Source organism: Nostoc sp. (genome assembly GCF_036917575.1).
Lineage (GTDB): Bacteria > Cyanobacteriota > Cyanobacteriia > Cyanobacteriales > Nostocaceae > Nostoc.
On sequence record NZ_JBALDC010000085.1, the window covers coordinates 45,281 to 58,778 of the forward strand.

Annotated in this window: 9 protein-coding genes and 1 tRNA gene; 4 read left to right on the top strand and 6 right to left on the bottom strand. The window is 44.2% G+C overall.

Annotated elements, in window-relative coordinates; genetic code table 11:
- The first annotated feature begins 1 nt into the window (after nt 1).
- Nucleotides 2–75, top strand: a tRNA-Arg gene (locus V7K79_RS25065).
- A gap of 31 nt (nt 76–106) precedes the next feature.
- On the opposite strand, the gene V7K79_RS25070 is transcribed toward V7K79_RS25065, so the two are convergent.
- The 3 genes from V7K79_RS25070 to V7K79_RS25080 all read right to left on the bottom strand — a co-directional run bounded on the left by V7K79_RS25070 (nt 107) and on the right by V7K79_RS25080 (nt 3,169).
- A complete protein-coding gene (locus V7K79_RS25070) occupies nt 107–1,360 on the bottom strand; it encodes an MFS transporter (protein WP_335051483.1) in 1,254 nt (417 codons plus the stop codon).
- A gap of 76 nt (nt 1,361–1,436) precedes the next feature.
- The gene (locus tag V7K79_RS25075) at nt 1,437–2,450 is read right to left on the bottom strand and encodes a glycosyltransferase family 2 protein (RefSeq protein WP_335051485.1); all 1,014 of its coding nucleotides are present in this window, start codon (nt 2,448–2,450) and stop codon (nt 1,437–1,439) included.
- Nucleotides 2,451–2,464: 14 nt separating this feature from the next.
- Nucleotides 2,465–3,169 carry a C40 family peptidase gene (locus V7K79_RS25080; RefSeq protein ID WP_335051487.1) on the bottom strand — a complete coding sequence of 235 codons (705 nt, stop codon included), beginning with the start codon at nt 3,167–3,169 and terminating at the stop codon, nt 2,465–2,467.
- A 9-nt stretch (nt 3,170–3,178) separates the two neighbouring features.
- Between V7K79_RS25080 and V7K79_RS25085 the strand changes: the two genes are divergently transcribed.
- Nucleotides 3,179–4,111 carry a serine hydrolase gene (locus tag V7K79_RS25085; RefSeq protein ID WP_335051489.1) on the top strand — a complete coding sequence of 311 codons (933 nt, stop codon included), beginning with the start codon at nt 3,179–3,181 and terminating at the stop codon, nt 4,109–4,111.
- Between the two features lie 66 nt (nt 4,112–4,177).
- Here the strand turns inward: V7K79_RS25085 and V7K79_RS25090 are convergent, their stop codons facing one another.
- Both V7K79_RS25090 and V7K79_RS25095 read right to left on the bottom strand, forming a co-directional pair.
- A complete protein-coding gene (locus V7K79_RS25090) occupies nt 4,178–5,818 on the bottom strand; it encodes a metallophosphoesterase (RefSeq protein ID WP_335051491.1) in 1,641 nt (546 codons plus the stop codon).
- 366 nt (nt 5,819–6,184) lie between these two features.
- Nucleotides 6,185–7,690: a DUF3131 domain-containing protein gene (locus tag V7K79_RS25095; protein ID WP_335051493.1), complete on the bottom strand. Its 1,506-nt coding sequence runs from the start codon at nt 7,688–7,690 to the stop codon at nt 6,185–6,187.
- A gap of 127 nt (nt 7,691–7,817) precedes the next feature.
- Between V7K79_RS25095 and V7K79_RS25100 the strand changes: the two genes are divergently transcribed.
- A complete protein-coding gene (locus tag V7K79_RS25100) occupies nt 7,818–8,393 on the top strand; it encodes a TIGR04376 family protein (protein ID WP_335051494.1) in 576 nt (191 codons plus the stop codon).
- Nucleotides 8,394–8,596: 203 nt separating this feature from the next.
- On the opposite strand, the gene V7K79_RS25105 is transcribed toward V7K79_RS25100, so the two are convergent.
- Nucleotides 8,597–8,815 (bottom strand): hypothetical protein, encoded by a 219-nt coding sequence (locus V7K79_RS25105; protein WP_335051496.1) that lies wholly within the window; start codon nt 8,813–8,815, stop codon nt 8,597–8,599.
- 165 nt (nt 8,816–8,980) lie between these two features.
- Between V7K79_RS25105 and V7K79_RS25110 the strand changes: the two genes are divergently transcribed.
- Complete coding sequence (locus V7K79_RS25110; RefSeq protein ID WP_335051498.1) at nt 8,981–13,486, top strand: NB-ARC domain-containing protein; 4,506 nt, start codon at nt 8,981–8,983, stop codon at nt 13,484–13,486.
- The last annotated feature ends 12 nt before the right edge of the window (nt 13,487–13,498 follow it).

The window sequence follows — 13,498 nt, forward strand, 5'->3', positions numbered from 1 at the left end:
AGGGCGTGTAGCTCAGTGGACTAGAGCACGTGGCTACGGACCACGGTGTCGGGGGTTCGAATCCCTCCTCGCCCGTTTTTAAGAGTTGAAAGTTAGGAGTGATGAGTTAAATTTCATCACTCCTAACTTTTAAGTTTTTCAAGGCGTAGGCATCTGGAGCTTGACCTAATGCAAAGCGCAGTGAGTTGGATAAGTTTTTGCTCGAATGCGTGAGGAAAAGGATAAGTGCAAGAAAAGTAATCACTGCACCGTAGCCAAACATATCGCGGTAGCCTACTTGTTCAGCGATAATACCCAAAAGAGGAGCAGCGATCGCAACTCCCAAATCAAGTCCAGCTATACATATAGAAAAAATTTTCCCCCGTTCTTGCGGCAGTGAACGATCTGCCATCATAGTAATCATCATCGAGAACAGTGTACCACTACCAGCACCTTCAGCGATCGCAGCCAGTAAGAAAACGATCGCGCTGTTAGCCTGCCACAGCAGTATTAACGCTAAAACGTAGCAAAGAATACTAAAGGTAATAAACAAACCACGCCCAAAGCGATCGCTTGCTTTACCAATAAATATCCTAATATTAAAACTAGAAATTGCCGCAGCTGTAAAAAACAGTCCGCCATTGAAGTCCACCTCAGTGGATTTGAGGAACAATGCCACAAAAGTATGTACAGCACCAAGGGACAAACCAACCAGCAACATAACTATAGTTGGAACTCTCACCCGTGGACTAGCCAAAATTTGCCAAAATTTGCGATCCTCTTTTTGAGTTTGCTCCTGCCTTTGCACTGCCGGACTCGTAACTTGTACAATCCCCAAGAGGGCGACAAAACCCAATTCCGCAGACAACAGAAATAATATTCCGTAACCACTTGTAGCTTCTAAATACCCTCCCAAGGCAGGCCCAATTGCTAAACCAATAGGAGTTGCAAGGCTCATGTACCCAATGATTTCACCACGAGTGTTGGCAGGTGCTAAATCTGTGACTAAGGCACTGTAGCCAGTGCTAAAAGCAGCAATACTAATGCCGTGAAAAATCCGCACCAGGATCAACAGCCCAAGAGATCGGGTTGCCAAGTAACCAAAAGGTGCGATCGCCGCTACAATCGTACCAATTAACAAAACAATTTTGCGACCGCGTTCATCGGCTAATCGTCCCACCGTCGGGCGAGATAGCAATAGCCCAATAGCAAAACTGCCCATAACGATCCCAATTTCTTGCTTGCTTGCGCCCACATCATCAATGTAAAGCGGTAGGGTTGGTAAAAGCGAAGATATACTCGACCAGAATAATAAACCTGCTGCAAATAAAATCAGCAGGTTGCGCCGCAGTTCGGCGTCAAAGGTATCAAATGCTTTCAAGGTAGATGCAATTTAATTGGTTTTTTGTCATTTGTCATTTATTGCTCGTAACTAATGACTAATGACTATTGTTACGTTACTTAACATTTTTTGCTACTACCTCTCGCACGCGATAGATAGGCCTTCCTTGGGATTCGTGGTATGTACGCATGAGCAATTCTGCTAAAAGTCCAAAGCAAAATAACTGCACTCCTGTTACTAACAAGAGAACTGCTAAAATCAGCAAGGGGCGATTGCCAATGTCCTCATGGAAAGCAAATTTGATGAACGTCAAGTGAATTCCGATCGCAGTACCCGAAAACATTGAAATCAAGCCCAACAGCCCAAAAACGTGCATCGGACGAGTGAGGAATTTTTTCATAAACAGAATAGTTAACAAATCCATCAATACCCGGAATGTCCGCCAAATTCCATATTTACTACGACCAAAGCGACGGGCGTGATGGCGTACTGGTATTTCAGTAATTCTAGCTCCTTCGATGTACGCTAAAGCAGGTAAAAATCGGTGTAATTCTCCGTAGAGGTTCATATCTGCCAAAAGTTCTGCACGATAGGCTTTCAGCGAACAGCCATAGTCATGAATATTCACGCTAGTGGTGCGGCGAATTAACCAATTGGCAATTTTGGAAGGAAGTAACCGATTTACAGCACCATCCTGGCGTTTTTGTCGCCAACCACTCACTAAATCGTAACCTTCGTCCAGCTTTGCTAATAACATGGGGATATCAGCCGGATCGTTCTGGAGATCAGCATCTAAAGTGACGATCACTTTACCGACTGCATAATAAAATCCAGCAGCCATCGCCGCAGTTTGTCCGTAATTCCGACGTAAAATCACCGCCTTTAAATCAGTACGGATTTGCGCTTCTTTCTTGAGAAATTCCCCAGAACCATCTGTAGAACCATCATCCACACAGATAATTTCATAATTTATCTGACTAGAGGATAGAGTAGAGGCGATCGCTTCTAGTAAAAGCGGCAAACTCTCCACCTCATCATGTATTGGTACTACTACTGAAACATCTGGGACAATTGCACAAATCGCCCCATTTTCTTCAATCACCCCTTGATAAACCAACCCACTCCTCATAAGCCTCAGCGCCCTCAGCGTCTCTGTGGTTCGTAACTCTTAAAAACTCTACCAGCACCTCGCAGCTGCTGATAGTACGACTGACTAACTCCATCTCCCTGTTCCGAGAGAATATCAATTCCGATTCCATTCCGTCCCTGTTCTTTGCCAGAACTATGGATATAATAACCATCCGCCAAATAAAGCCCGACATGGGTGGCTTTTTGGCTAGTTCCAAAAAATACCAGATCCCCAGCGACTAATTCTGCAATCGTAATTGGTTGAGTGAATTTTTCCTGTTGATAGGCATCTCTAGGTAGCCAAATACCCACCGAAGCAAACGCCGCCTGCATTAACCCAGAACAGTCATAATTTGGCCCAACCGTACCACCCCAAAGGTAATAATTTGATTGTTGCATCGCTTTTTGGGTAAAGGCGATAATTTCTGCTAAAAGTTTTTTAATCTCCAATTCAGAAAATGTTGCAGCCTGATAAGGTACAGTAGCAGATTGTAATGAATCAAAATCTGAAACAGATATCCATCCTGGATAGTCATCTTCACATAAATACACCTCAACCGCCGAATTTTGATGATTTGATGTTACCCACAAATGTCTCCCAGATGCAGCTTGAGTTGCTAAACGCGTACATTCAGGAGAATCATATAAATTCAGGTTAGCTAAACACTGATACTCGCCTGATTTTGGATTTTGGATTTTGGATTTTAGGTTAAAGGACATTATCAGAGAATGATTTTTTTCAATAAAGACGAACAACTCGAAAATCTTGGGTTAGGCATTTTAGATGCAACTTGGGCGGAATTTGGGACTTTAGCACGTAACCAGATTGCCTTAACTTGGGTTATATACGATCCACCAGTGCGAGTAAATACTGGTGGGGCGCTGACTCCCAACGCTTTTTGGGATCACCCAGTTCGTGGTTTCACTTATCGCGGTGTTGAGCGGATTTATCCTGCTAGTGTAGTCAAGCTATTTTACTTGGTAGCAGTAAATGAGTGGCTAGAAAAAGGCATGAGTCAAACCTCCAAAGAGTTGGAGCGAGCTTTGCAGGATATGATTGTCGATTCTAGTAATGATGCTACCAGCTATGTTGTGGATATTTTGAGTGGCACCACATCAGGCGCAGAATTACCAATTGGCCCCTTTGAAACCTGGAAATATCAGCGTAATATTATTAACCGTTATTACCAATCTTTGAGTTGGGAAGAATTGGAGACAATTAACGTCTGTCAAAAAACTTGGGGTGATGGCCCTTATGGACGGGAACGGGCGTTTGTGGGAGAGTTACTAGAAAATCGTAATATGTTGACCACAAATGCGATCGCCAGATTACTGCATAGTATTGTGGGTGGGGTAGCGGTTTCAAGTGCGCGATCGCAAGCGATGATGGCTTTATTGAAACGTCCTCTGAAGGATTTGTCTACTAACACCGAGGAAAATCAGGTGACAGGTTTTTTAGGTAATGGACTGCCTGAAAATGCTCAAATTTGGTCAAAAGCAGGTTGGACAAGTCAAGTTCGCCATGATGCTGCTTATATTGAGTTACCAGAACAGCGTCCTTACCTTTTAGTGGTATTTACTGAAGGTAAAGCCCAGGCTAAGAACCAGGATATTTTGCCTTTTATTTCTAGACGAGTTGCCGAAGCGATCGCTAGTCTATAGCAATCCTAAATCATGCGCGAACAACAAAATCCCCGACTTCTTCAAGAAGTCGGGGATTTGAGGCTTCTATTTCAACTTAAATTCGTCAAACTTCAATACTTCCGAATCAGGCTTACGAGTATCAAAACGATAACTACTTATCGTACCTGCTCCCGTATCAAAGATGCTGAAAACTGTAATATCATTACTTGCAATATAAGGCATCGGCTTTCCATTTTCACCTAGCAAGGGGGCAATTGTTGGTACTATCGGTTCTAAATCATTAGGATCGCCAAGTTTAACATAATCCTCTTGATATCCAATTGGTACTTCTCGCTTTCTGTCATCCCAAGCAGCACCGTAAGTATTGCCCACATTCGATGTTTCTAGAAAGTGCATTCCACTAGAACTAATAAAGCGATTCCACAAATGGGAATGCCCATAGAATACCAATTGCACATTAGCCGCTTCAAGTATTGGAACAACATCGCGGATAATGTAATCTGTGTCTTTAGGATACTCATAACGCACTGCTTTGATATTATTACCATCACGTTCTATTATTTGAACTGGTTCTGTATAAGCAGGAACTATGTTATCACCCAGAGTGTGGGGCGGATGATGAAACATCACAACTTTGTATTTTGCTTGTTGAAACTCAGGGCTGTTAAGTTCTGCTTCTAGCCAATTGTACTGCTTGCTGCCTTTAGCAATTGGCTCATAAATAACTTGTCCATAACCCCAATTTTCAGGATTATTTAAATCCTTTTCTGCTTCTAGATATCTACCTTTATGCTTTCTGGTTAAACTGGGAGTCCGCCACATATTGGTAATATACAGTACTACCAAACGTACATTACCAAAACTGACTGCATAATACCTTTTTCCACCCTCTTGACTTTCTGGTAAAGAGAAAATCTCTTCGTAGGTATTAGTATTAAAAGAATTATCGATTAAAGATTTATTGGGGTAGATTTTTTGAGAAACTACACGGGGAATTGTATCATCAAATTCATCATTTAAACTTCCCGTTCTGGCAAAGCGCCCCATCACCTCATGATTGCCAATGCAAGTAAACATCGGTGCGTGTTGAATTATTTGTCCACCAGTGTAGGTTGTCTTAACACCATCGTGCGTCATTTCATATTTAGCACGACCTTGTAAACCGGGAAACAACGCACCACCAATATTATCATCAAACCATTCTGAGGCGCGATCGCTAACATTGACCAAATCACCGGCAAACCACACGCCATCAACTTGTCCAACTGTTTCTACCACCTTTTGCAGATTTGCTGCTGTCATCGGTTTTAATTGATGATCTGAGGTAAGTAGAATTTTCAATGGTGTATCTGATTTGGGAGTAGCCGCGAGGGTAAAAACATCACTGTCAACACTTTCGCCGTCTTCTCGCACACTCGTGACACGATAGTTAACCCGCACACCAGAAGTTAACCCAGTTACCTCAGCCTCATGTCGCCAAATGTCCCGTTGGACAGGTTTTTGATAAACTTGTCCGTCTTTGGTTTGGTTTGCAACTCTTGATTGTTGATCTTCACGTGTGCGACTGAGTTTGATAGTACTTGCCTTAGCAGTTTGTTTGAGATTTTCGCCGTAGGTTACTGTGTGATTAACACCAGCGAATTCAGTAAACCAAACTACTCGTACTGAAGTTTCAGTTGGCAATTGTAAAAAGGGGTCGGTGAGTAGTTGGGGTGCTGATGTCATAATTGTTTGCCCAAATGAACGCACACTTAACAGAGTAAAGCATATAACAAGCGCAAGTATAGCTACTAAGGAAACTTTACGGCTGTGTAAGCGTTTGAGCATGAGTCAACTTCTTCGGGGAATTCAAAATTCAAAATTTAAAATTCAAAATTAATAAGATTATTTTAGTGTTGATGAATTAAGGTTTACGTCGTCTGGTGGATGGGAATCATAACTAACGCCGTGTGCAATTTAATTTTGTTAAACCTTGATTCCATTGTGGAGTAGGCATCTTGCCATACCAGAAAGGACGGACAAGATGTCCATCCTACAAGAATAAAAAAAAGTCGCACATCGCGTTAACTAATTATACGGACATGATAGGATTTACGGCGTTTTTATAGTCCTCTGGGTTGAATCCTGACTCTTGACTCCTGCCCAAACAGTAAGTGGCTGCCCAACTTGCTTGTATAGTAAACTCTCTAGAATTACACCATTATTGTTGGCGGTAAGAGTTTTATTGGGTTGATGCAGAGACTCATAAAAGCCGTTGTACCAACCTTTGTTAGACTTAAGGTTGGCTTGAACGAAATCAAATAACTGGCGGGTATAAGTAGTGTTATAAAGTACATGCCAGCCGATCGCAGCTTTGGCACTGAGGAATCGCAAATTGTTGTACTGTTCTCTGGTATCTGCGATGGTTGCCCAAGGTTCTCCGTTGACGAATAGGCTGCTGTAAACAAAGTATGGCGGGCGATCTAAGTTGTCTTCGGTGACGGCAGTCAATTGTTTTGTAGCTTCATAACGCGCTGCTTGAGCAGCTAAAATCCGATCGGCATAAGCTTTAGGCAAAGCTTGAAACCCAGTTTCGATACCATCTAAGATATAGGGTTCGCTAAGAACGTAGTTATTGGCTCCAGAGTTTTTATAGTCCCGTTTGTCGTAAGGAATTCCCTGTCCGTAAAGCTCGACAAAGGCAGTATTAGACTGATAATCTAAGGCTTTGTTAACATCCAAGCCCCAAAGCTTCAGACCATAAGCAGCATAATTCTCATAGCCCAAGCGACCTTCTTGATTGTACTGCTCTTTGCCTTTGATAACGGCAGTACCGTACATTTGGCCATTTGTGGTTAGACGCTTGACTTGCCAGTGTTTCCAAACAGCAGCAGTTTGCGATCGCATTTCTGGATACTTTGCCTCGACAATCTTCAACCAGATTGCCATTCTTCCTAAATCAATGGCTGACCAACCAATTTCTTCTCGTTTATCTAGTTGACCATAATTAACGGGTACGAGTGTTTTCGCATTGTAAACTTTGTTGGGTAGTTCTCCTTTGTACAAAGGCATTGATGCCAATGTATTTAACATTTTGCTCATTTTGGCTGTAAATTCAGCCGCAGGCACGATATTGAGTTCTCTAGCACTGACTAAGGCTGCGATCGCTGCTGTCTGATCCCACATACTTATAGAAGCAAAGCCATCAACAGAATTGATCAAGCCAGTTTCATCGTTCCAGTTGCGCTGGAAGTATGACCAAGCTTGACGGGCCGTTGTCATTTCTTCTGAAGTCAGTTTTCCAACTCCAGGAGCAGTATAAGGAATTATGGCTACTGTTAATTGGTTCTTAGGAATGGATTGACCCGGCAAAACTACAGATTTAGCATCAAGGCTGGCAATTGTTTCAGCTTCATTTGCACTAGAGACAGGGGGTTGGGTTTTCTGTGGTTGGGAAGCAGTAGGGGATGTTGATATTTCCGGTTGTTTTATAGAAGTATTGGAAAGTTGCTTAGACCAACCATTTAAAATTGCGATCGCGATCGCAGCAGTCAAAACTCCTCCGACAGAAGCTAGTATGGACAAGCTCTTAGGTGGTGGTTGAAAATCAGAACTCATAAGTCAGGGTTGTTTGCGTAGTTTCACCAAATACATTCTTCCCAAGTTTGAAATGTAACTAACACCGAGATGTCCACCAGACTACTACAATAAAATAGTCACGCACCCAATCTCTGGAGTTCTAGCAGTGGGCTTATTTGATGATTTGAGTCGGTTTCTAGAAAACCGTTTAGAAGAATTCTTGCGTAACAATCCACATTTGGAGTTAGAGGCGCTGCTAGAACAGCTGCGTGAGCAAGAAGAAGATACATTAAAGCTGATCGCAGATTTAAAATTACAAGAAAAGCGATCGCAAGAAGAAATTCTCTCCACCGCGCAAGAAATTCAGCGTTGGCATATCCGCATTCAAAAAGCCAAAAACGCTAATAGAGAGGATTTGGCGGCGGCGGCTCTTGAGCGAGAAGCAGCCCTGTTGCGCGAAGGAAATCAGCGCTGGGGACACATGCAAGGGCTGAAAGAACGCATTAACCAATCTCAGGAACTACTGCAAAAAATTCAGCAACGGCGACAGGAGGTGCAAGCTAAAGCCGCCGAAGCACAGACAGAGCGTGCTAAAGCGCAAAGTCAGCAGCGTTTTGAAACTATTGGCTGGTCGAATCAAACTAGCAATTACTCTAGTGGTTTTGATGACTTAGAAGAGAAGTTCCGTAGCTGGGAAACTCAGGATGAGTTAGAACAAATGAAGCGGAATATGCAGAAGTAGCGCCTATTGGCTACAATACGCCGAAATAACAAATGCGTTGGCGTAGCCCGCCGTAGGCATCGCTAGAAATAGTTTACTCACTTGGTTTTTCGCGTCAGTTTTACCCCACCCTAACCCTCCCCGTATGTATTGGGGAGGGAACAAGATTTCTTATTACCCCCCTTTTTCTGCCCTCTGCCTCCTGCCTCCTGCCTCCTGCTATATCATGTTTTTTTGGTTGATACGCTTTTCTCCCTTTTATCCTGCAAGCTACGAAATTTAACCAGCACTGGAATATACTGTTGAATCATCCAAATCAACGCCTCAATTGATGAGTTACCTTGGTCGATTCGGCTTTTAGCTTGTAAACCAATCAAAAACAGTTGCATTGCCAGCAACAAAGCAATGGTTTTACTGAGAATATTTTGACGCTTACCTTGCATTTGTTTCTACCCCAAAGAGTTGATAGATACAGGTTCTCTTTGGGGTTGTGTCCCTAAGCAAATACCCCAAGGTAGCTGAAAATGCTTTAGAATCTGGATTACATGAGTTTGGGGTGGTAGTTTCAATATGGGGTAGCCTCAAACTTCTTACTCAATTTGGATGTAATGCCACGAACTACCTATGGGCCTGAGATTCAAAAGCGAGTCAAGCGTCTCTTAGAGGCGTTGCTTTGTTTTGTTGATGGAGAATTTGAGGAAGGTAACTTTAAAATTGAGTTTGACTGGAAAGAAGCAGATAGCCTTAACCCCAAGCTGACTGTACAGACTACGTTAGTTGTGTTGGAGTTGCTGACGCAAAAAGACCAATATCCTGGCAAGTTAACTAAAGCGCAAATTCGAGAAGCGCTGAATTTGCTGAAGGATTTTTTGAAGATTCTGGAAGATAACCGTCTCCAAACTCAAGGTTCTGATGACTGGCGCTTTACTTTAAAGCTATGGTCAAAGGATAGAGAGAAGAACCTGAAAGGGTTTGATGAAGCGTGGGAAGAGAAAAGACCAAATAAATCGAAAAAATTAGCAGCCAATTTCACCCAAGATGAGTGTGTTGCGACTGTACCCCGAATTAAACTTACTCTATTTCAAGCGCCACCTTTACCTACATACTTTGTAGAACGCCCAGAGTATAGCGATGATTTAAAGACTCGTCTTTTAAATGGTTCATCCTCTGATAGTCGCACTTTAGTAATTACTGCGATTCACGGTTTGGGTTCGGTGGGCAAATCTACTTTAGCTGCGGCTTTAGCCTATGATGCAGAAATACAATCTCGTTTTTGTGATGGCATTCTTTGGGCAACATTAGGTCAACAACCCAATGTGCTGGCTTTACTTAGTGGCTGGGTGCAAGCATTAAGAGACTATAGCTTTAAGCCTACGAGTGTTGAAGCAACTTCCTCGCATTTGCGGACTCTGCTTTATGACAAGGCTGTGTTACTAGTGGTGGATGATGCTTGGAATACCGAAGATGCACGAGCATTTAATTTTGGTGGTGCGCGTTGTCAAGTTTTGGTAACTACTCGTGAAGGCGCGATCGCTCATGCTCTGGGAGCTAGCCTTTATAATCTCGATGTGATGAAACCAGCCCAGGCGATGGAACTGCTGGAGAAGAGATTAGGACGTCACATCATCGGTGTAGAGCGTCAGTCAGCAGAAAATTTAGCCGAAGCTGTTGGTTATCTACCTTTGGCACTGGAATTGGCAGCTGTTCAGGTTGCAAGTGGTACATCTTCTTGGACAAGGTTTTTACAAGATATTCAGCAAGAAATTGCCCGATTAAAATCATTTAACCTTACTGGAGCTAGAGATGCTACTGATGAAGCCAGCTTAAAACGCCTCAGCCTAACTGCATCATTAAATTTGAGTATCAAGCTATTGCCAGAAGAAGAAAGACAAAATTTTAGTTGGCTGGGGGTGTTACCTGAAGATGTAAGCATTACTCCCAAAATGGTAGCAACACTTTGGGATATTGACGATGAGCGCGATGCCTCTGAGACATTGCAATATTTGTCGGATAAAGCGCTACTATTGCCTGGAGTATCTGTAAATGGAACACCCAGCTATCGTTTACATGACTTATTTCACGACTTAGCATGTAATTTGTTAACTGCTCCCTCTACGCCAAAGCGCTCAGGAGATTTGGCTGGGTTGGGTTTGAATCTTGCTGATGCTCATGCTGGTTTGTTGGAGAAATATCGGCAAAAAACTGAAAATAATTTATGGCATAGCTTGCCCGATGATGGTTACATTCATCAGCATTTAGTTTGGCATTTAGAGAAGGCGAAACGGGTTGAAGAGATTCACCAGTTATTACGGGAAAATTCAGCAACTCGAAATAATGGCTGGTATGAAGTACGGGAGAAATTGGGACAAACGGGGGGTTACATCACAGATATTTTTCGCGCTTGGGAATTAGCAGAGGCAAATTGGACTGAAGTAACTTTGCCCCAAGTGGTGGGTTGGCAATGTCGCTATGCTTTGATTACGGCTTCTCTTAATAGTTTGGCAGCTAATTTACCAGTGGAATTGCTGCTGGTGTTGGTCAAAAACAATTTCTGGACTGCTGAACAAGGACTAGCTTATGCCCTGCAAAAACCAAAGCTAGAGGAGAAAGTGACAGCCCTTGCAGGGTTAGTAAAGTATTTGCCACAAAACTTAGAAAAACTAGCACTGTCAGAAGCATTTGCCACCGCTAGAGCAATTCAGAATGACAGGTATCGCGCCAATGCTTTGAGAGCATTAGCAGACAAACTACCGGAGGTGTTGCCAGAAGCACTCGCCGCCGTTAGAGGGATTCAAGATGAATATTCTCGCACCAATACCCTGAGAGCATTAGCGGACAAACTGCCAAGTGAGTTGTTGCCAGAAGCACTCGCCGCCGCTAAGGCAATTCAATCTGAGAGCGATCGCGCTTATGCCCTGAGTGCGTTAGCGGACAAACTGCCAAGTAAGTTGTTGTCAGAAACACTTGCCGCCGCTAGGGCGATTCAGTCTCAAAGGTATCGTGCTGACGCCCTAAGTGCATTAGCAGACAAACTGCCAGAATTGTTGCCAGAAGCACTTGCCACCACTAGGGCGATTCAGTCTCAAAAGTATCGCGCCAATGCTCTAAGTACATTAGCAGACAAACTGCCAGAGTTGTTGCCAGAAGCACTTGCTGCCACTAGGGCGATTCACTATGAGAAAAATCGTGCCGATGTCCTGAGAGGATTAGCAAACAAACTGCCAAATGAGTTGTTACCAGAAGCACTCACTGCCGCTAGAGCGTTTCAGTCTGAGAGGTATCGCGCCGATGCCCTGAGTGCATTAGCAGATAAACTGCCAGAGGTATTGCCGGAAGCACTCGCCACTGCTAAGGCGATTCAGTCTGAGAGCGATCGCGCCGATGCCCTGAGTGCATTAGCGGACAAATTACCAAGTGAGTTGTTGCCAGAAGCACTTGCCGCGGCTAGGGCGATTCAGTCTGAGCATTCTCGCACCAATGCCCTGAGAGGATTAGCGGACAAATTACCAAATGAGTTGTTACCAGAAGCACTCACTGCCGCTAGGGCGATTCAGTCTGAGAAGTATCGCGCCGATGCCCTGAGTGCATTAGCGGACAAACTGCCAGAGTTGTTGCCAGAAGCACTCACCACCGCTAGGGCAATTCAAGATGAAATGTATCATGCTCATGCCTTGAAAGCATTAGCAGACAAACTGCCAAGTGAGTTATTGCCAGAAGCACTCGCCGCCGCTAGGGCAATTCAGAATGAATATTCTCGCGCCGATGTCCTAAGTGCATTAGCGGACAAACTGCCAAGTAAGTTATTGCCAGAAGCACTCGCCGCCGCTATGACAATTCAGAATGAATATTCTCGCGCCGATGTCCTAAGTGCATTAGCGGACAAACTGCCAAGTGAGTTATTGCCAGAAGCACTCGCTGCTGCTAGGGCAATTCAGTCTGAGAAGTATCGTGCCAATGCCCTAAGAGCATTAGCGGACAAACTGCCAGAGGTTTTGCCAGAAGCACTCGCTGCTGCTAGGGCAATTCAAGATGAGGAGTATCGCGCCAATGCCCTAAAAGCATTAACGGACAAACTGCCAAGTGAGTTATTACCAAAAGCACTCGCTGCTGCTAGGGCAATTAAAAATGAGGAGTATCGCACCAATGCCCTAAAAGCATTAACGGACAAACTGCCAAGTGAGTTATTACCAGAAGCACTCGCCGCCGCTAGGGCAATTAAAAATGAGGAGTATCGCACCAATGCCCTAAAAGCATTAACGGACAAACTGCCAAGTGAGTTATTACCAGAAGCACTCGCCGTCGCTAGGGCAATTCAGTCTAAGAAGTATCGCGCCGATGTCCTGAGTGCATTAGCAGACAAACTGCCAGAGGTTTTGCCAGAAGCACTCGCCATCGCTAGGGCAATTCAAGATGAGGAGTATCGCGCCGATGTCCTGAGTGCATTAGCGGACAAATTGCCAGAGGTTTTGCCAGAAGCACTCGCCGCCGCTAGGGCAATTCAGGATGACAAGTATCGCGCCGATGTCCTGAGTGCATTAGCGGACAAACTGCCAGAGGTTTTGCCAGAAGTACTCGCCGCTGCTAGGGCGATTCAGGATGAATATTATCGCGCTAATACCCTAAAAGCATTAGCGGACAAACTGCCAAGTGAGTTATTGCCAGAAGCACTTACTGCCATTAGGGCGTTTCAGAATGACAGGTTTCGCGCCAATGTCCTGAGTGCATTAGCGGACAAACTGCCAGAGGTTTTGCCAGAAGCACTCGCTGCCGCTAGGGCATTTCAGGATGACAAGTATCGCGCCAATGCCCTGAGTGAATTAGCGGACAAACTGCCAGAGGTTTTGCCAGAAGCACTCGCTGCCGCTAGGGCAATTCAGGATGACAAGTATCGCGCCAATGCCCTGAGAGCATTAGCTTCCGGTTTGTCACAAATGCCATCTGCCACACTTTTCACCCTCTGGCGAAATACGCTGCGTCAGCTATCGTTTCACACTCGTTCTTATTTCCTAGAAGAGATCGAGGCATTGTTTCCAGTTATATTTGCATTAGGTGGTGAAACAGCAACGGCAGAAGTTTTCCGTGCAATTGTAGATGTGGCGCGATGGTGGCGATGATTTAACAGTTAT

Bases quoted from the DNA above. Each gene is read 5' to 3' on its own strand.
- V7K79_RS25110 (WP_335051498.1), top strand. From the start codon at position 8,981: ATGCCACGAACTACCTATGGGCCTGAGATTCAAAAGCGAGTCAAGCGT.
- V7K79_RS25090 (WP_335051491.1), bottom strand. From the start codon at position 5,818: ATGACATCAGCACCCCAACTACTCACCGACCCCTTTTTACAATTGCCA.
- V7K79_RS25080 (WP_335051487.1), bottom strand. From the start codon at position 3,169: ATGTCCTTTAACCTAAAATCCAAAATCCAAAATCCAAAATCAGGCGAG.
- V7K79_RS25085 (WP_335051489.1), top strand. From the start codon at position 3,179: ATGATTTTTTTCAATAAAGACGAACAACTCGAAAATCTTGGGTTAGGC.
- V7K79_RS25075 (WP_335051485.1), bottom strand. From the start codon at position 2,450: ATGAGGAGTGGGTTGGTTTATCAAGGGGTGATTGAAGAAAATGGGGCG.
- V7K79_RS25095 (WP_335051493.1), bottom strand. From the start codon at position 7,690: ATGAGTTCTGATTTTCAACCACCACCTAAGAGCTTGTCCATACTAGCT.
- V7K79_RS25105 (WP_335051496.1), bottom strand. From the start codon at position 8,815: ATGCAAGGTAAGCGTCAAAATATTCTCAGTAAAACCATTGCTTTGTTG.